19 protein-coding genes are annotated in these 16,980 nt (G+C 73.0%); 7 read left to right on the top strand and 12 right to left on the bottom strand.

Translation table 11 applies throughout. The features are described 5' to 3' along the window. Nucleotides 1-29 precede the first annotated feature (29 nt). Entirely contained in the window at nt 30-1,616 is a 1,587-nt protein-coding gene (locus N912_RS58950) for a bifunctional aminoglycoside phosphotransferase/ATP-binding protein (RefSeq protein ID WP_064745587.1), read from the top strand. Here N912_RS58950 and N912_RS63005 read toward each other — a convergent pair. Beyond that, a complete protein-coding gene (locus N912_RS63005) occupies nt 1,578-1,886 on the bottom strand; it encodes a DUF3040 domain-containing protein (protein ID WP_028927708.1) in 309 nt (102 codons plus the stop codon). The two genes, N912_RS58950 and N912_RS63005, sit on opposite strands and share 39 nt — an antisense overlap. Nucleotides 1,887-2,133: 247 nt before the next feature. Here N912_RS63005 and N912_RS0145800 point away from each other — a divergent pair, with 247 nt between their 5' ends. The 3 genes from N912_RS0145800 to N912_RS0145790 all read left to right on the top strand — a co-directional run bounded on the left by N912_RS0145800 (nt 2,134) and on the right by N912_RS0145790 (nt 5,424). Continuing rightward, on the top strand, nt 2,134-2,592 hold the full coding sequence (locus tag N912_RS0145800; protein WP_028927707.1) for a DUF6292 family protein: 459 nt from the start codon (nt 2,134-2,136) through the stop codon (nt 2,590-2,592). 281 nt (nt 2,593-2,873) lie between these two features. Continuing rightward, complete coding sequence (locus N912_RS0145795) at nt 2,874-4,097, top strand: ABC transporter permease (RefSeq protein ID WP_028927706.1); 1,224 nt, start codon at nt 2,874-2,876, stop codon at nt 4,095-4,097. Nucleotides 4,098-4,206: 109 nt separating this feature from the next. Beyond that, nucleotides 4,207-5,424: an ABC transporter permease gene (locus N912_RS0145790; protein WP_028927705.1), complete on the top strand. Its 1,218-nt coding sequence runs from the start codon at nt 4,207-4,209 to the stop codon at nt 5,422-5,424. A gap of 10 nt (nt 5,425-5,434) precedes the next feature. Here the strand turns inward: N912_RS0145790 and N912_RS0145785 are convergent, their stop codons facing one another. The 3 genes from N912_RS0145785 to N912_RS58940 form a co-directional block, all read right to left on the bottom strand. Beyond that, nucleotides 5,435-5,695, bottom strand: coding sequence for a metal-sensitive transcriptional regulator (locus N912_RS0145785; protein WP_028927704.1), 261 nt, complete (start codon nt 5,693-5,695; stop codon nt 5,435-5,437). A 76-nt stretch (nt 5,696-5,771) separates the two neighbouring features. Beyond that, nucleotides 5,772-6,347, bottom strand: a complete 576-nt coding sequence (locus N912_RS58945; RefSeq protein ID WP_037070111.1) for a rhodanese-like domain-containing protein — start codon at nt 6,345-6,347, stop codon at nt 5,772-5,774. Continuing rightward, nucleotides 6,344-7,777 (bottom strand): MBL fold metallo-hydrolase, encoded by a 1,434-nt coding sequence (locus tag N912_RS58940; protein WP_084211982.1) that lies wholly within the window; start codon nt 7,775-7,777, stop codon nt 6,344-6,346. Before N912_RS58940 ends, N912_RS58945 begins: the two co-directional genes overlap by 4 nt. A 192-nt stretch (nt 7,778-7,969) precedes the next feature. On the opposite strand from N912_RS58940, the gene gap reads away from it, so the two are divergent. Continuing rightward, on the top strand, nt 7,970-8,989 hold the full coding sequence (gene gap, locus N912_RS0145770) for a type I glyceraldehyde-3-phosphate dehydrogenase (RefSeq protein WP_028927703.1): 1,020 nt from the start codon (nt 7,970-7,972) through the stop codon (nt 8,987-8,989). A 62-nt stretch (nt 8,990-9,051) separates the two neighbouring features. Here the strand turns inward: gap and N912_RS66680 are convergent, their stop codons facing one another. From N912_RS66680 to N912_RS66875, 8 genes are all read right to left on the bottom strand, one after another. Further along, nucleotides 9,052-9,180: an SHOCT domain-containing protein gene (locus tag N912_RS66680; RefSeq protein ID WP_281176405.1), complete on the bottom strand. Its 129-nt coding sequence runs from the start codon at nt 9,178-9,180 to the stop codon at nt 9,052-9,054. 182 nt (nt 9,181-9,362) lie between these two features. Continuing rightward, nucleotides 9,363-9,866, bottom strand: a complete 504-nt coding sequence (locus tag N912_RS58935) for a universal stress protein (protein WP_051581729.1) — start codon at nt 9,864-9,866, stop codon at nt 9,363-9,365. 133 nt (nt 9,867-9,999) lie between these two features. Further along, complete coding sequence (locus N912_RS61355; protein WP_051581728.1) at nt 10,000-10,608, bottom strand: alcohol dehydrogenase catalytic domain-containing protein; 609 nt, start codon at nt 10,606-10,608, stop codon at nt 10,000-10,002. A 166-nt stretch (nt 10,609-10,774) separates the two neighbouring features. Continuing rightward, complete coding sequence (locus N912_RS0145745) at nt 10,775-11,674, bottom strand: universal stress protein (RefSeq protein WP_028927702.1); 900 nt, start codon at nt 11,672-11,674, stop codon at nt 10,775-10,777. A gap of 170 nt (nt 11,675-11,844) precedes the next feature. Next, nucleotides 11,845-12,297: an Hsp20/alpha crystallin family protein gene (locus tag N912_RS58925; protein WP_245645939.1), complete on the bottom strand. Its 453-nt coding sequence runs from the start codon at nt 12,295-12,297 to the stop codon at nt 11,845-11,847. 105 nt (nt 12,298-12,402) lie between these two features. After that, nucleotides 12,403-13,269, bottom strand: a complete 867-nt coding sequence (locus N912_RS66885) for an HAD-IC family P-type ATPase (RefSeq protein ID WP_342670910.1) — start codon at nt 13,267-13,269, stop codon at nt 12,403-12,405. Next, nucleotides 13,236-14,135 (bottom strand): HAD-IC family P-type ATPase, encoded by a 900-nt coding sequence (locus N912_RS66880; protein ID WP_342670909.1) that lies wholly within the window; start codon nt 14,133-14,135, stop codon nt 13,236-13,238. The genes N912_RS66885 and N912_RS66880 overlap by 34 nt, the downstream gene beginning before the upstream one ends. Next, nucleotides 14,077-14,499: a hypothetical protein gene (locus tag N912_RS66875; protein ID WP_342670908.1), complete on the bottom strand. Its 423-nt coding sequence runs from the start codon at nt 14,497-14,499 to the stop codon at nt 14,077-14,079. Before N912_RS66875 ends, N912_RS66880 begins: the two co-directional genes overlap by 59 nt. A gap of 310 nt (nt 14,500-14,809) precedes the next feature. Here N912_RS66875 and N912_RS0145730 point away from each other — a divergent pair, with 310 nt between their 5' ends. Continuing rightward, on the top strand, nt 14,810-15,619 hold the full coding sequence (locus N912_RS0145730) for a hypothetical protein (protein ID WP_028927701.1): 810 nt from the start codon (nt 14,810-14,812) through the stop codon (nt 15,617-15,619). 356 nt (nt 15,620-15,975) lie between these two features. Continuing rightward, nucleotides 15,976-16,848, top strand: a complete 873-nt coding sequence (locus N912_RS0145725; RefSeq protein ID WP_028927700.1) for a universal stress protein — start codon at nt 15,976-15,978, stop codon at nt 16,846-16,848. The last annotated feature ends 132 nt before the right edge of the window (nt 16,849-16,980 follow it).

Below are 16,980 nucleotides of genomic sequence, written 5' to 3'. Positions count from 1 at the left end.
GCCATCGGATATCGGATCGGAGCCGGCCCATGGGCGCTGCGAACCAGACGGACCCGACGACCGAGACGACCGAGAGGTCGCCGTTCGCGGCCTGCCACGAGACGCACATCGGCGTGGTGTTCCTGGTCGGTGACCGGGCGTACAAGCTGAAGAAGCCGGTCCGCACCGGCTTCCTGGACTTCACCACCCGGTCCGCCCGGCTGGCCGCCTGCCGCCGGGAGGTCGAGCTCAACCGACGGCTCGCGCCGGACGTCTACCTCGGGGTGTCCGACATTAGCGACCCGGTGACCGGCGGCCCGGCCGACCACCTGGTGGTGATGCGCCGGATGCCGGCCCGGCGGCGGCTGTCCACCCTGGTGAGCGCCGGCGAGCCGGTCTCGGACGCGCTGCGTGCGCTGGCCAGGCGGCTCGCCGCCTTCCACGCGCGGGCCGAGCGCGGGCCGGCCATCTCGGCGGCCGCCACGGCCAGCGCAACGCGGGGCCGGTGGCTGGCCACACTGGAGCGCCTGGAACGGTTCCGGGGCCGCCCGCTGGACGAGGCCGTGTACGACGACCTGGCCCGGCTGGCGCCCCGGTTCACCGCCGGGCGCGAGCCGTTGTTCGCGGCCCGGTGCGCCGCCGGGCGGGCCGTGGACGGCCACGGCGACCTGCTCGCCGACGACATCTTCTGCCTCCCCGACGGGCCCAGGGCACTGGACTGCCTGGAGTTCGACGACGGCCTGCGCCACGTCGACGGCCTAGACGACGCCGCCTTCCTGGCCATGGACCTCGAACGCCTCGGCCGCGCGGACCTGGGCGCCCGGTTCCTCGACGACTACGCCGAGTTCGCGGGCGACCCCGCACCGGCCTCGCTGCGCCACCACTACGTGGCCTACCGCGCCTGCGTGCGCACCCTGGTCAACTGTCTCAAGGCCGAGCAGGGCAACGCCGAAGCCCAGGCCCTGGTCGGCCGGCACGCCGACCTCAGCGCCCGCCACCTGCACCGGGGCGCGGTCCGGCTGGCGCTCGTCGGCGGGCTGCCCGGCACCGGCAAGTCCACCCTGGCCGGCGCGCTCGCCGACCGGATGGGCGCGGTGCTCATCTCCAGCGACCGGCTGCGCAAGGAACAGGCCGGCCTCGACCCCAACCACCCTGCGCGTGCGACCTACCGCCACGGCCTCTACGCCACGGCGAACACCGACGGCACCTACGCCGAGTTGGTGCACCACGCCGAGCAGGCCCTGAGGTTCGGCGAGCATGTCGTGCTGGACGCATCGTGGACCAGCGCCCGGCACCGTGCCCTGGCCACGGACCTGGCCGAACGCACCCACGCCGAACTCATCGAGCTGCGCTGCGACGCGCCGCACGCGGTCGCCGCCCGCCGCATCCTGCACCGCCGCCGCGGCCCCTCGGACGCCACCCTCGCGGTGGCCTCGGCGATGGAACGCGACGCCGACCCGTGGCCGGACGCGGTCGTCATCGACACGACCCGAACCCCCACCGACTCGCTGGCCCTCGGCGCGCGGGCCTGGGAGGACGCCACACGCGACGACGACCGTCGTAACTGGCCGGCCCGAACGGCGGGCACCGGTCCGTGCCTAACCTCGGCCGGACCAACGCCGTTCAGCGGTGGGTAGGCCGGGGAAACGCCGTCTGCGCAGGTAAAATGCGGTGATCGCGAGCAGCGCGGCGAGAACACCGGCGGCGGCGGTCGTTCTGGGTGTCACCGTCAGGCAGGTCAGGGCGAGCAGGACGGCCAGCACGGTGGTCACGTCGTGTCCGCGCCGAAGCCATCGGGACGCTCGGCTGGTCAGCGGACGGCTCATCGCCACGGCGAATCGCTGGTCCTCCTCGGCGAGCTGCTGCTCGATCTCGCGCAACGTGCGCCGTTCTCGTTCGCTGAGCATGGCAGGCTCCTATCGGGATCTCGTCGGGTTCGATGCTGCTCGGCCTCCCCGGGCGCGAGACAGGGGCGTTGTTCCCGTTGGTCCCGGCACACGACCGAGCTGCCCGGCACCCATCAGCCCGCCGGCGCGGGTCTTTCGGCCATTCCTCGCACGCGCCGACACCCGCATGATCCGACTGGTCATCTCGGGCGAGGCATGCCCACCGGCGGCCCAGCCGGCCGAGCGCACCGCAAGGAGATGGGTCCTCATGCCCCAGGACACGACACGGCCCCGGCGCCGAGCGACTCCGACCGAGCGCAGCCTGGTCGTCGGCTACCTGTCCGCGGTGGCGGTGGACCTGGCCCGGCGAGGCATCCGGGTGCGCGCCCTGAACACCGAGGAGAGCGACACCCCCGCCGGGACGCTCACCCTGGATCCACCGATGCGCGGCGCCGCGCCGTGGACGCCCACCCGGCTGCGCTGGGAACCCTCCTCGGGCTGGTCGGCCAGCCTCAGCCACCGCGACCACACGCAGCTTGACGCCGTGACCCGCTACCTGTCCAGCCAACGCTCGCTGCCGACGCCCAGCGCGGTGGCGCACTTCGTCGCCGCGCTGTACGCCGACCCCGACACCCCGTGGGCCTGCGCCACCCCGACGCGCCGCCGGCCGGTGGGGCGCCAACTGCTGGTCAAAACCCTGTCCCGGTTCGCCCCGCTCGGGACCTAGTGCCGCGCGAAGTCCCAGAAGGACGTCTCAGTTGGGGCGCGTGCCGCGACGCCCGGGCGCGGCGCCGCTCGACGTCGAGGAGGTTGCGGCGGGTGATGATGCCGACGACCCGGACCGGCCACCCGCCAGGAGTCCGAAGCCACCGCTCGCGGGGACGCACGGCTCGCTCGTGGCCGGTCGCGGCGCCCGAACCAGGCCTTTCATGAGTCTTTCGCCTCCTGCCCGAAGCCGCTCTCCTCGCCATCCTCGGCTCAACAACAGGAGTCGACACGAGGACTGCCATGGACCTCTCGGACGCGTTTCGAGCGGCGCTGCGCGCGCTGCGGGTCAACAAGATGCGTTCCGCGCTCACCACGATCGGCATCGTGATCGGCATCGCGGCGGTGATCATCGGTGTGGCGCTGGGCAACGGGGTGAAGGCCTGGTTCGACGAGCTGGTCGGGCCGCTGATGACCCAGATCACCGTGACCTCCCTGGAGGGGCACACCACCGGCGCGGTCCAGGTCAAGGACCTCAGCAACGCGGACGTGGCCGCCCTGCGCGACCCGGCAAGGGCACCGGACATCGCCTCGGTGACACCCGTGGTGTCCGGCGGCGTGATCCTGCGCGCCGGAGACGGGGAGCGCCGGATCACCGTCCTCGGCTCCACCGACGACTACCTGACCGTGACCGACCGCAAGCTCGCCGCCGGCCGGCACCTCGACCGGGACCGGGCGCGCGCCGGAGTCACGTCACGAGAGATCGTGCTCGGCCCGACCCCGGTTCGGGAGCTGTTCGCCAACGACCCGTCCGCGGCGATCGGCCAACAGGTCCGGCTCGACCGCACCGCCTTCCAGGTCGTCGGGGTGCTCGCGATGAACGGCCAGCAGGACAACATCGCCCTCATGCCGATCCAGACCGCGCGCACCTACCTGTTCGGCAACAACACCACCGTCAACCAGATCATCGTCAAGGCCACCAGCGCGGCCACCGTCCCGGCCGCCACCGAGCAGATCACGTCGGTTCTCGACGCCCGGCACCACGTCGCCGACCCCTCGCGCCGGGACTTCGAGCTGCTCTCCCTCCAGCGTCTGATTGAGCAGCGCCAACAGTTCCTCGACGCCCTACAGGGCTTCATCGCAATCATCGCGGCGATCTCGCTGCTGGTGGGCGGAATAGGCGTCGCCAACATCATGCTGGTCTCGGTCACCGAACGCACCCGCGAGATCGGCCTGCGCAAGGCCGTCGGCGCCTCCGCCACCGCGGTCGTCCGGCAGTTCCTGATCGAGTCCAGCACGCTGGCCAACGCGGGCGGTGTCGCCGGTGTCCTGTTCGGAGTGTTGACCTGCCAGGTGGCGGCGATCGTGATCCCCCGCGCCACGGACACCTTCCCCGCCCCGGTCGTCTCGCCCGGCTCGATCGCGCTGTCCTTCGGGATCAGCGTCACGATCGGCATCATGGCCGGGCTCTACCCGGCCATGCGCGCCGCGAACATGCACATCGTGGACGCGCTGCGCTACGAGTGACCCTTCGGGCACAAGGTCCTGGGAAGTGGAGCCGAAGGCCGGCCGACTCCGTGCGCCCCGACGGTGACCATGGGGCCGGCGTACCGGAACCGAGGGGCGGGGGCGGCCGATGAATCTGTGGGAGTCGTTTCGCGCCGCCCTGCGGGCGTTGCGAACCAACAAGATGCGCTCGGGCCTGACCACGCTGGGGGTCGTGATCGGGGTCGCCGCGGTCATCCTGGGCACGGCACTGGGCAGAACGCTGGAGGCCTACTACTTCGAGCTGGTCGGGCCGCTGGTCAGGCAGGTCATGGTGACCAAGACAACCGGACAGCTGGCCGGGGCCGCGCAGATCCACGACCTCACCGAGCAGGACGCGCGAGCGCTGCGCGACCGGACCAGGGTCCCCCACACCCTGTCGGTGACAACGCTGGTCAGCGGTAGCGCCGTGCTGGACGCGGGCACCAGGCAACGACAGGTGACCGCGATCGGCGCCCCCGTCGACTACCTCACCGTCGCCAACCGGCACCTGGCGGCCGGCCGGTTCCTCGCCCCCGCCGAGGAACACCCCGCCGTACGAGAGGTCGTGCTCGGCCCCACGCCGGTCGAGGAACTGTTCGGCGCCGACCCGAGCGCCGCCATCGGCCAGCAGGTTCGGCTGGCCGGCAGCACGTTCACCGTGGTCGGCGCCATCACCTCGAACGGCCTACAGGACAACGTCGTGATCCTGCCCAGGCAGACCGCCCGCGGCTACCTGTTCGGCAAGGACAACTCCGTCGACCAGATCATCGTCGAAACCGGCGACCTCAGCACGGTCGGCCGACTCAGCGACGAGGTGACCGCCGTCCTGGACCGCCAACACCGCATCACCAACCCGTCCCGGCGTGACTTCGAGGTACTCAACTTCCAGTGGGAGATCGAGCAGGACATCAAGTTCCTCACCGGGCTCAGGGCCACGATCGCGACGATCGGGGCGATCTCACTGCTCGTCGGCGCGATCGGGATAGCCAACATCATGCTGGTCTCCCTCGCCGAGCGGATCAGGGAGATCGGTATCCGCAAGGCCGTCGGCGCCACCCGACATGCCATCCTGCGGCAGTTCCTGACCGAGTCGGTCCTGCTCACCGCCACCGGAGGCCTGGCAGGCATAGTGCTCGGCCTTGTCGTGACCGAAGTCGCCGCCATACTCATCCCACACGCGCTGCCGGACCTCCCAGCGCCCGCCGTCTCCCCCACCTGGTCGCTGATCGCGTTCACGGCCAGCGTGCTGGTCGGCATCCTCGCCGGCGGCTACCCGGCCTACCGCGCCGCCCGGCTGCGCCCCCTCGACGCACTCCGCCACCAGTGAAGGACGCCGGCTAGGCGAGTGAGAGGAACAGCTTCTCCAGCTTGGCCCTGTCGATCTGGCTCTGTTCGCCGTTGGCGATGCATTGCTGCAGTCCGGAGGCGATGATGGCAAACCCGGCCTTGTCGAGCGCGCGGGACACGGCGGCGAGCTGGGTGATGACCTCCTCGCAGTCGCGTCCGTCCTGCATCATCTTGATCACGCCGCCGAGTTGTCCTTCGGCGCGGCGCAGGCGGTTGAGGACCCCGCCGATGACATCGGGTTCGAGCTGCATGCCGCACCTAACCTTGTCGATACCCCGGGGCGTACTGAGCACCCGATGTCGAGTCTAGGCCGTCCCGCGCGCCGGGCTACCGGTCCTTGGCCAGCTGGGTGATCGCCAGGGTCGGGCACGACTCGCCGGTCCGGTTCCAGGGCAGGCGGGACAGCAGGTTGCCCATGGCGCAGGTGTTGGTGACCGCGGCGAGCACCAAGCCGGCCCCGACGCCGGCGGACAACCACTCCAGGCCGGGCACGACAAGGTTTCCCAGCAGGCCGGCCAGCACCAGGGCGCCGGCGGTGAAGCGGACCTGTCGTTCCAGGTCCCAGCGGTTGCGGCCGCGGTTGGTCGGGGCGCCGGCGGCCTGCCAGGCGCGGATCCCGCCGGCCAGCACGTGCACCCCGGGCAGGCCGGCATCGGCCAGCGCCTTCTCGGCCTGCTCGGCGCGCGGCCCGGTCTGGCAGATGAGTACCACCTGCGCATCGAGCGTGCGGGTCAGCTCGTCGCGATGTTCGCGCAGGGTGGCCAGCGGCACGTTGTAGGAACCGGGGATGTGCACGGCGGCGAACTCCGAGGGGGTGCGCACGTCGAGCAGCGTGGGCGGACTGGCCGAGGCGAGCCGGGCGCGCAGGTCCTCGGTGTCCAGGATGGGCGGCTGACGGGTCACGCCACGCTCTCCTTCCGGCTCGGTGTGACGGTCAGGCCGAGTTCGCGGGCGCGGTCGATGGCGTCGTCGACGGCGACCACGTCATGGCCCCGTGCGGCCAGCAGCGCGGCGACGACACCGGCGCGGTAGCCGCCGGCGCAGTGCACCCAGACCGGGCCGGCCGGGACCTCGGCGAGCCGGTCGAGCACCTCGTGGATGGGGATGTGCGTCGAGCCGGGCAGGTACTCGGCCCGGCGCTCGAGCGCGCGGCGGACGTCGAGCACCGCCGGCGGGTTGTCCGAGGCCAGCGCGGCGGCCAGTTCGGCAAAGCTCGCACGCCGGGAGCCGGCGAGCTCGGTCCCGGGTCCGGCCCATCGCTCGGGACCACCGCTGCCCATGGCCGCCGGCCGGTCGATGCCGATGCGCACCAGTTCGCGCTGCGCGGCGGCGACCTGCTCGGTCGCCTCCCCCAGCAGCGTGACCGGGGTGCCCCAGGGCAGCAGCCACCCGAGGTAGGTGACGAACGGGCCGTCCAGCGGGAAGCTGAGGCTGCCGGCCACGTGTCCGGCGGCGAACGCGGTGCCGGCGCGCAGGTCCACCACCCACTCGCCGCGCTCGATCCGGGCCCGCAGCTCGGCCGGGTCCGCGACGGCCGGCAACGACAGCTCCGGCGCGCGAGGGCCGGCGCTGTTGGCCGGCGCCATGTGCGCGTAGTAGGCGGGGTAGGCGTCCAGCCCGGCCAGCAGCTCGGCGACATAGGCCGCCTCGTCCCTGGTCAGCGCGGGGTTGTGCCCCTTCTCCTGGCCGATCGTGCTGGCCAGGCCTGCGCTCTGGGTCGCGGAGCAGAAGCTGCCGAACCCGTGGGTGGGATAGACCGCTGTCGTGTCGGGCAGCTCGTCGGCGAGCCGGTGCGCGGAGTGCCACTGCGCCCGCACCAGCGCGGCGGTGTGGTCCGGGCCGAGCAGGTCGGGCCGGCCGGTGGAGCCGTACAGCAGCGAACCGCCGGTGAACACCGCCACCGTCCGCCCGCCGTGCGCCACCGCGTAGGACAGGTGCGTGTGCGTATGTCCGGGCGTGTGCAGCACCCGCACGTTCATCGCCCCGACCCGCACGACGTCGCCGTCGCGCACCCCGGTCCGAGGGAACGCCACCTGGTCATCGGCGTTGACCAGATAGCTCGCCCCGGTCGCCGCCGCCAGCGCGAGTCCGCCGGTGACGTAGTCGTTGTGGATGTGCGTCTCCGCGACGTGGGTGATACGCACCCCCTCCGCGCGAGCCAGCTCCAGCACCCGGTCGATGTCCCGCTGCGGGTCGACCACCAGCGCCACCCGGCCGTCGTGCACCAGATAGCTGCGATCACCCAGCCCCGGCGTGTCGATCGGCAGCACCGTGAAACCAGCCGTCCTCGATCCGGCCACGACATCCTCCAAATACCTAGGGGGGTATGCCATGAACCGACGTTAGCACGGTAGCGCTCTATTCCCCAGGGGGTATCTGTACTGGCACTTTGCCCCGAGAACGGGCCTGGCGAGTCCTGGGCGCGGGCACTTCGGCACCGGAGTCGAGGGCGGTTGACCGTAGGCGCGAGCGCGCGGCGCAACCAGCATGAGGCACAACCAGGCACAACGCCGGAGGGAGTCATCATGCGAGCGAGAGTGGGCATCAACGGGCTCGGCCGGATCGGCAGGGGCGTGCTGCGCGCCATCGTCGAACGCGGCGAGAAGGCATTCGACGTCGTCGCGGTCAACGACGTCGCGCCGGTCGGCACCCTGGCGCACCTGCTGCGCTACGACTCCACCTACGGCCCCTGGCCCCACCAGGTCGAGGTCGCCGGCGACTACCTCGCCATCGACGAGCACTCCATCCGGATCCAGCACGAGCCCGATCCGGCGCTGCTCGGCTGGGCGAGGCTGGACGTCGATGTCGTGATCGAGGCGACCGGCCGGTTCCGCACCGGCGAGCGGGCCGGGGCACACCTGGCCGCCGGCGCCCAGAAGGTGGTCATCACCGCGCCCGCCACCGACGTCGACCTGACGGTGGTGATGGGCGTCAACGACGACCGGTACGACGCGGCCACCCACCACGTGATCTCCAACGCGTCCTGCACCACCAACTGCGCCGCCCCGATGGCGCAGGTCCTGCACCAGGGCTTCGGCATCGTCGAGGCGCTGCTGACCACCGTGCACGGCTACACCCCGGACCAGAACCTGCTCGACGGGCCGCACAAGGACCCGCGCCGGGCCAGGGCGGCCGCGATCAACATCATCCCCACCAGCACCGGCGCCGCCCGCGCCGTCGGCCGGGTACTGCCCGAGCTCGCCGGGCGCCTCGACGGGGTCGCGCTGCGGGTCCCGGTGGTCGACGGCTCCCTGGTGGACCTCACCGCCCGGCTGGCCGAGCCCGCCTCCGTCGGACAGGTCAACCGAGCCTTCACCTCGGCCGAGGACGGACCGCTGAAAGGGATCCTGCGCTGCACCAGCGACCCAGTGGTGTCCCGCGACGTGATCGGCGAGAACGCCTCCTGCCTGTTCGACCTCGGCCTTACCCAGGTCACCGGCGACCTGGTCAAGGTGTTCGGCTGGTACGACAACGAGTGGGGCTACGCCCAGCGCACGCTCGACCTGGTCGAGCTCATCACCCACACCCTGCCACCGGCTCCCTAGCACCACTGCCGAACCAGCGCGCCGGACTGTGCCCGGCGCGCTGGGTCGAATGGAGTGGGCGGCTACGGCTTGGGTTGCGCGCGGCGCTGCCCGCGCAGCACCTCGAGGCGCTGCCGGTACTCGTCCTCGTCGATCTCACCAGCGGCGAACCCGCCCGGCGAGCAGCTGCTCCGGGGTGCTCGCCCGGCCACCGGTCGAGGGCCGGTCGGAGCGGGCGAAGTACCGAACCAGCAGGACGACCCCGAAGATGATCAATCCTCAGAACAGGACGGTGCTCGCGGTCGTCAGGATGAACCCCCACGGGCCCATCCCGTTTCCGTACCACCACATCATGGCAAGGCTCCTTCTCGAGTCTGAACGTGTTCCGCCTGGGCTACGCCAGGGCGGGTCCGATCGGGGCCGGGACGACGGGGGCGCGCTCGGGTTCGCGGACCGGTGCCGGCGCGGTGCGCACCACGGTGACCGTGCACGGAGCGTGGAGCATGCAGTGCAGGCCGACCGAGCCGAGCAGCGTGCTGGCGAACGCGCCGCGCGCTCGGTGCCCGACGACGAGAAGGTCCGCCCTGGCGGCCTGCTCGACCAGCACGGTCGCCGGCTGCCCCAGCAGGGCCTGCACATCCACCGGTACCAGGCCCAGGACGGGGCGGTTGGCCACGATGTCGTCGACCATGCCCCGGACCTGCTCCTCGATCAGGCAGGTGACCCGCTCAACCCACCGCCGGCCGTGCGGACCCGGCCGGTGCGCCGTCGGCCCGAAGACCCTCACCGCGCGGACCTTGGCACCCTGGTGGGCGGCCGAGTCGAGCGCGTACTCCAGGGCGGCCCTGGCCTGCTCGGTGTCGTCCACCCCGACCACGATCGTCTTGCCGGCACTCATCTCTCATCCTCTCCTTCCCCTTGCTTCCACGGTGGTCTGGCAGGCCGTTCGCCCCTAGGGGGGAACGGCCTGCCAGCGCGGGCATTCGGACCGGCGTGAGGACCGTCCGGTCGGCGACCGCGATCCTCACCGGCTACAGGTTCAGGAACAGCTCTCGCAGGCACAGCAGGAACACCAGCACGAGCAGCAGGATGAGGCCCATCCTGAACAGCCGCCTGGCCTCCGATGTCATCGCCGTCATGCGGGTCAGGCTGCGGCATTGACAGACGTCTGGCGAGGGTCGCACGTCCCGCAACGGGTACGGCCGCCGGGCACGTCGGAGAGGTGGATGCCGGCCACCGCGAGGGTGCCGCCGGGCCGCAGCGCGCAGTGCCACCGCGACAAGCTCACCGGCCGCGGCGAACAGGATCGCGGAGTCCAGTGGCTCGGGCGGTGTCGCCTCGGCGTCGGCCAGCCGGTAGGCGAACGCCTCCGGGACGGTGGCCGACTCGGCGTACCCGCCGTCGGCGTCCCATTCGGTGAAGCGCGCCATCGGGCAGAGGTTCTCCGCGCCGGTCCGGCACCAGGCGCACCGGCCGCAGGTGCCCCGCAGCCAGGCGATGCCGACCCGGTCGCCGATCTCGAAGCGCTCCGCGCCGGGGCCTCGGGCGTCGACCAGGCCGACGATCTCGTGGCCTGACACGGTGCGCGGTCGGCGCGGGGCCAGGTCGCCCTCGGCGAGGTGCAGGGCGGTGCGGCACACCCCGCACGCGGCGACGCGGACCCGGACCTCACCGGGCGCGGGCTGCGGTTCGGGCAGGTCAGCGCGCCGCAGCGGCCCGTCACCGATGGCCCGGGTCGCTCGGCAACCCAGGCGCGCATCGGCCGTCTCGAACCCTCGCCACGGCGCCCGGCCTGGGCGGAGACGCTCATGCCGCCGTGGTGAGGTCCGCCCTGACCACCGCGACCGGGCACGGCGCGCGGTGCAGCACGGCGTGGCTCACCGAGCCGAACATCATGCTGGTCAGGTGTCCACGGCCACGCGAGCCCACCACCAGCAGCTGCGCGCGGTCGGCATGGTCGACCAGGGTGTGCGCCGCGAGGCCGCGCAGCACCAGCCGCTGGACGTGGACGTCGGGGTACTTCTCGGTCCACCCGGCCAGCCGCTCGGCCAGCAGCTCCCGCTCGCCGGTCTCGAGGGCCTCCCAGTCGATCAGCGGTGACACCCGGGAGTCGAACATCAGGTCGGACCAGGTGTGCACGGCTACCAGCGGTACGCCGCGCACGGACGCGGCCTCGTAGGCGAACGCGACGGCCGCCTCGCTGTCCGGCGAGCCGTCGACACCCACCAGCACCGGGAGCTCCGCCGACGAGCGATCCCGTTCGGTCCCCCGAACGACGACGACCGGGCAGGCGGCGTGCGCGGCCAGCGACGCCGCCACCGACCCGACGAGCAGCCCCAGCACGCCGCCTCGGCCGCGGCCACCGAGCACCAGCATCGCGGTGCCCTCGGACTCGCCGCGCAACACCGGCACCGGGTGGCCGTCCACCACGTCCCGCTCGACCCGTACCTCGGGGGCGATCCGCTCGACCACCGCCGAGGCCGCGCCGAGCTGGTCACGGATCAGCCGCAGCATCATCTCCCGGTGGCCTCCCGGCCCCACGGCGTCGTCCACGGGCAGCACGTCCGACCAGCTGAACGCGTTGACCAGACGCATCGCCAGCCCGCGACGACGCGCCTCCTCGGCCGCCCACCGGACCGCGGCCAGCGCCGCCGGCGAACCATCGACCCCGACCACAACCGGTCGCCCCACCATCGAAGACGGCATCGTGTCTCCTCCATCACCGCTCTTGCACCCGACCGTCGCATCGGCGCCGGCGGGCGGACAGCGGCGCACGGCCCGAACCGCGAGGACTTTCGGCCCCGCCGAGGAACCGCTCGCGACGCGGCCGGCCGCCAAGAACCGGCGACCGGCCGCATCCTGGGTCTCCGGACCCGTCACTTCCCCTTGTTGATAGCGATCTTGGTGGGCTCGCGGCCGGCCACGGCGGCCGGAACTGGAACCCGGACCTCGAGGATGCCGTCCTTGTAGCTCGCGCGGATGTCCGACTCCACGACGCCCTCGGGCAGCGGCAGCGTGCGGGTGAGCCGGCCGTAGCTCAGCTCGTGCCGCACGTACCCCTTGTCCTTGGACTGCTCCTCGATCCGACGCTCGGCGTCGATCCGCAGCATGCCCTCCGACACGGTCAGCTCGACATCCTTGTCCGGCTCGATGCCCGGCAGCTCGGCCCGGACCACGATCGTCTCACCGTCGCGGTACTCATCGACCCGGATCAGGTCCTCGCCGGGCCAATCCCAGGCCAACCCGAACGGCCTGCGCATCGGCAGCGACCGCATCCACTCGTCGAACCAGGTGCTCAGATCCGTAGTACGCGCTCGGCGCGCCAACATCGCCACACTAGCCTCCTCACGATCGACATCACTGACACCATCGAGGCTGCTCGTCGGCCCTCGGGGCTGGCAGGGCCGTTCGTCACCGCCTCGCCGGGGACCTCGTCAACAAACGCCCGGTGATCGTTCGGGCGCCTCGTCACCGGCCAGGACGAAGTAGCTCTCCTCCTCCTGCAGGAAGTGCAGGCGCAGCACGGTGTGCAGGCCGTACAGGCAGGCGAGCAGGTCGTCGAGCTGGCCGGCCGGCACCTCGCCGGCCGCGCGGGCGAGCGCGAGGTGGGCGCCGATCCGGTTGGTCAGCCGCTCGATCTCGGCGTGCGTGCGGCTCATGGTGGCGGTGGCCTCCGGGCCGCCCAACGGATCGGCCGGTGCCGGGTAGAGCTCGGTCTCCTCGGCGCGCTCGTGCGGCAGCAGCCGCAGCCAGCCGACCGCAGCGACGCCCATGGCCAGCAGGGACAGGCCCATGCCGACGGTGGCGCTCTGCACGGCGATGCGCCGGGACCAGCGGGCGATGTCCATCGCGTCGGCCAGCCGGTCCAGCCGGTCGGTGGCCAGCACGATGCCGGCGGCCTCGGTGGAGGCGGTCGCGTTGCGCGCGCCGATGGCCACGCCGACGGTCGCGGCGGCCAGGGCGGGCGCGTCGTTCACGCCGTCGCCGACCATTACGGTGGCCGCGCGCCGGCCCTCGGCACGCACCGACGCGACCTTGTCGGCCGGGTCCTGCTCGGCGTGCACCTCGTCGAGCCCGATGGCGATCTCCTGGGCCGGCTCGCGCCGGTCACCGGTGAGCATGACCAGCCGGCCCAGCCCGGCCGCGCGCAGCCGCCGCAGCGTGCGGGGCGCCTGCCGGCGCAGCGGGTCGCGCAGCAGCACCGCGCCGGCCGGCTCACCGGACACGCTCAGCCAGGCGATCGCGGCGTTGTCCAGGGCGGCCCGGTTCACCGCGGCGCGCGCCCAGCCGGCGTCCGCCACCTCATCGGGCAGCCTGCCACCTCGACTCGCCGGCCACCGACATCAGCGGTGACGCCCCGGCCCGGGCCTTCGACCACGTCCGTGGGCACGGTGAGGTCCAAGCCTCGGGCGCGCGCCTCGGCCACCACCGCCTCGGCCAGCACGCGCGGGGACAGCACGTCCGCCGAGGCGGCCAGCCGCAGCACCTCGGTGCCCGTCCAGCCCGGCGCGGTGAGGACGTCGAGGACCGCCGGATGCCCGACCGTCAACGTCCCCGTCTTGTCCATGACCAGGGTGGTGGCCCGTCCCAGGTTCTCCAGCGCCGCGCCGTCACGGACCACCACGCCGAGCCGCGACGCCCTGGCCAGGCCGGAGACGATGGCCACCGGGGCGGCCAACAGCAACGGGCACGGGGTGGCGACCACCAGCACCGCCACCGCGCGCACCGCCGACCCGCTCAGCACGCCGGCGCCCGCCGCGACCACCAGCGTGAACGGCAGAAACCACGCGGCGTAGCGGTCGGCCAGCCGCACCAGCGGAGCGCCCTGCGCGCTGGCCTGCCGCGCCAGCCGCACGATCCCGGCGTAGGTGCTGTCCGCCGCGGTGGCGCTCGCGCGCAGCTCGAACGCCGACCCGGCATTGACCACGCCGCTGCGCACCGGCTCCCCGGCCGCCCGTTCGACCTGCAACGGCTCCCCGGTCAACGCCGACTCGTCCAGCACCGCCGCCCCGCCCTCGACCCGCCCGTCGACCGGGACCACCTCGCCAGGACCGACGACGACCAGGTCACCGACGACGACCTCGGCGATCGGCACGATGGTGACCTCGTCACCAACGCGCCGCCGCGCGGTCCGAGGGGCACGGGACAGCAGCGCCGTCAGGGTCACGCGCGGCGCGCCGTTCGGCGGCGGCTTCCAGCGCGTGACCACCGGCGAGCATGACCGCGATCAGCCCGCCGGCCAGGTACTCGTGCACCAACAACGCGCCGGCCAACGACACCACCGCGATCAGGTCCACCCCGGCCCGCCCCCGACGCAGCGCCCCGATCACCCACGCGAGCGCAGGCACCACCGCGACGAGCGTGCCAGCGTCCCAGCACCCGGCCGCGACACCCCGCCACCCGAGCAGCCACGCGGCGCCGCCCGACACCAGCGCCACCGCCGCGGCAACCGCGAAGCCGGCCTCACCGAACGAACGCCACCCATCTGACCAGGCGGTCCACCGGCGCACGGCCCATCCCGTGTTGCCCACCGCGAGCTCCTCACACCCTGATGGCTCCAGTCCACCGGGGCAGCCCGCGGCCGACACAGGGCAGCGATACCCCGGCCGGACGGTCTTAGCGCCCACGTCGAGGACACGGGGACGAACGTCCGGCCCGCCGAGGCCTTCCCGCTCTGCATCGGGCCGGCCGCCACCCGGTCAGATGGCCACCACGCCGGGCGCGACACGGACACCGAATGAGGACACGACGATGACGACCAGCACGCGGACGCCGCTCGGTTCGGTGGCCCGGTACCGCGTGCCGGCCCGGCGCTGACAGCGGGCAATGGTCCTTCTGGGGATGGCGCTCGCCGCATTCGCCGCCGTGGCCAACAGCGCGGCCGCACTGTTGGAGGCGGCCGGCGCGGCGAACTGGTCCACACGCCGAGGACCGGCGGTCGTGCCCTACCTGCTCGGGCTGGCGCTGGACGTGCTGGGCTGGCTGCTGTCGCTGACGGCGCTGCGGTTCCTGCCGATCTTCGCGGTTCAGGCGATCGTGGCCGAGCAGGTCGCCATCACGGTGTTGGCCGGCGGGCGCGCGTTCGGCTCGGCCACCCGCGCCCGCGACGTAGCCGCCGCGGTGGCCACCGTGGTGGGCCTGGCCGTGATCGCCGCCAGCGCCGCTCCCGAGCGGGCGCCGCATCCCCCCACCGGCGTCATCCCGGTGCTGCTGGCCGTCCTGGCGGTGGGCGTGGTGCTCGGTGCGTTCTGGCTGCGCACCCGGTTGTGGCTGGTTGCCACGCTGCTCGCGGGCGGCTGCTTCGGCACGGCCGCCGTGCTGGCGAGGGCATTGAACGTCCGGTTCGGGTCCGTGGACGAGCTCGGCAACCTGGCGCGGGAGCCGAGCTTCTGGCTGCTGGGCGCGCTCGGCCTGGCGGGCACGCTGCTCTACCTGTGGGCGCTGGCGATCGGCAACGCGGGCGCCGTGCTCGCCGTACTGAGCGTGACCGAGGTCGTCCTGCCCGGCACGGCGGGCGTGGTGCTGCTCGGCGACGACGTCCGACCCGGCTGGGAGCTGCCGTGCCTGCTCGCGCTGTGCATCGCGCTGACCGGCACTGCCGTGCTGGCCCGGTCGCCGGCCACGAGCCGGCGACCGGCGAGGCGGCGCTGAGTCCCCCGAGGTCAGCGTCGTAGCGCGCGGCCCACACCCCCTCCGTACCGGCAGGGTCTTTCGGCTCGCGGGACGTGACCTTCAACCCTGTGTGCGGCCGCGCGCCGCGCGCATGCTTTGTCCACGTCGGCGAACGGAGAACAACCGAGCCGGCAGCGGTCTCGACCGCCACCCCCTCGGCGGTCGGGAGAAGGGCGATCGGGCGAGCGGGTTCACGGCGTTGGGGCTCGCCCGATCGTCCGACGCCGATGGCTGGACCCGCCACCAGTCGCTGGGGAGCGGACGGATGGCATCGGCCGGGGTGGCTGTCACGGGAGCAGCCACCCCGGCCTCCTCACCAACCGAGAGAGGTCCACATGTCCGAGGGTCTCGCTCAACAGCGCACCACCACCGACAGGTGGCTGGCCGGCCCGGTGGTGCTGGTGATCACCAGCTCGCCGGCGGCCGACGGGGCGGTCGCCAGGTGGGCGGCCGACGCGGCCGTGCTGCGATCGGTCCCGCTGCTGGTCAGCGTTTCGGACACGGTCCAGGAACCGGCCGCGGGCGCGGCCTTTGCCGCCTCGATGGGCATCATCCGTGCACATGCGCCGGGCGTGCCGGCGCGCGCCGTCCCCGCCCGGTCCTACGGCGCGGACGCGCGTGAGCTCGCCGCGGACGCGGGCTTGCTGGTGGTCGCGGCCGGCGCGGCGGACACGCCCGCGCTGGCCGCCGAGACCGACTGCCCGCTCGTCGCGGTGCCCCGCCATGAGCTGGCGTGCCCCGACACGGCCGCGGTGATGCTGGGCGTCACCCCGTGGACCGCCGAGGTGGTCATCGACCTCGCGTTCGCCGAGGCCGAGCTGCGCGGGGCGCCGCTGGACGCGGTGCGCGTCTGGTGCAACGACACCGTCGACCTCGGGGTGCCCTCCGCCGACAACCTGGCCCTGTTCGACGCCGCGTCCGAGCGGGTGACACGCGAGCTGGATCTTGCGGTCTCGGCTTGGTCGGCCAGACACCCGACCGTCGACGTGCGCCAGCTCGTGATCGAGGACGACCCGGTTCCCGCCCTGCTCGCCTGCGCTCATCGCGCACGGCTGCTCGTGCTCGGCCGCTCGGTGCGAGGGCCGAGCCTGGGCAACCTCGTCGGCTCGCCGCTCGCTGACCTGATCAGCAACGCCCGCTGCCCGGTCCTGGTGGTGCCCGGCGACAGCGCCTGCCACGTTGACGGCGCTCCCAACCCACGCCACTGAGTGCCGGGAGCCGAAGGTCCCGGCCGCCCGTGCCCAGGGTCCCGGTCAGAACGGTCGCCCTCCGGGACGAAAGCTCGACCCGGAAGCGACCGTCGACCCTGTCGAATGTGATCCACGACACGCCATCCTGAG

This window comes from Actinospineispora acaciae DSM 45401, from assembly GCF_000620785.1.
GTDB classification, from domain to species: Bacteria; Actinomycetota; Actinomycetes; order Mycobacteriales; family Pseudonocardiaceae; genus Pseudonocardia; species Pseudonocardia acaciae.
This window is presented reverse-complemented; position numbering and strand designations above follow the sequence as displayed.

What these genes read in the sequence shown, in the direction of transcription:
- N912_RS58950 (WP_064745587.1), top strand. Translation starts at nt 30, where the DNA reads ATGGGCGCTGCGAACCAGACGGACCCGACGACCGAGACGACCGAGAGG.
- N912_RS63005 (WP_028927708.1), bottom strand. Translation starts at nt 1,886, where the DNA reads ATGCTCAGCGAACGAGAACGGCGCACGTTGCGCGAGATCGAGCAGCAG.
- N912_RS0145800 (WP_028927707.1), top strand. Translation starts at nt 2,134, where the DNA reads ATGCCCCAGGACACGACACGGCCCCGGCGCCGAGCGACTCCGACCGAG.
- N912_RS0145795 (WP_028927706.1), top strand. Translation starts at nt 2,874, where the DNA reads ATGGACCTCTCGGACGCGTTTCGAGCGGCGCTGCGCGCGCTGCGGGTC.
- N912_RS0145790 (WP_028927705.1), top strand. Translation starts at nt 4,207, where the DNA reads ATGAATCTGTGGGAGTCGTTTCGCGCCGCCCTGCGGGCGTTGCGAACC.
- N912_RS0145785 (WP_028927704.1), bottom strand. Translation starts at nt 5,695, where the DNA reads ATGCAGCTCGAACCCGATGTCATCGGCGGGGTCCTCAACCGCCTGCGC.
- N912_RS58940 (WP_084211982.1), bottom strand. Translation starts at nt 7,777, where the DNA reads ATGGCATACCCCCCTAGGTATTTGGAGGATGTCGTGGCCGGATCGAGG.
- gap (WP_028927703.1), top strand. Translation starts at nt 7,970, where the DNA reads ATGCGAGCGAGAGTGGGCATCAACGGGCTCGGCCGGATCGGCAGGGGC.
- N912_RS58935 (WP_051581729.1), bottom strand. Translation starts at nt 9,866, where the DNA reads ATGAGTGCCGGCAAGACGATCGTGGTCGGGGTGGACGACACCGAGCAG.
- N912_RS0145745 (WP_028927702.1), bottom strand. Translation starts at nt 11,674, where the DNA reads ATGCCGTCTTCGATGGTGGGGCGACCGGTTGTGGTCGGGGTCGATGGT.
- N912_RS58925 (WP_245645939.1), bottom strand. Translation starts at nt 12,297, where the DNA reads ATGTTGGCGCGCCGAGCGCGTACTACGGATCTGAGCACCTGGTTCGAC.
- N912_RS0145730 (WP_028927701.1), top strand. Translation starts at nt 14,810, where the DNA reads ATGGCGCTCGCCGCATTCGCCGCCGTGGCCAACAGCGCGGCCGCACTG.
- N912_RS0145725 (WP_028927700.1), top strand. Translation starts at nt 15,976, where the DNA reads ATGTCCGAGGGTCTCGCTCAACAGCGCACCACCACCGACAGGTGGCTG.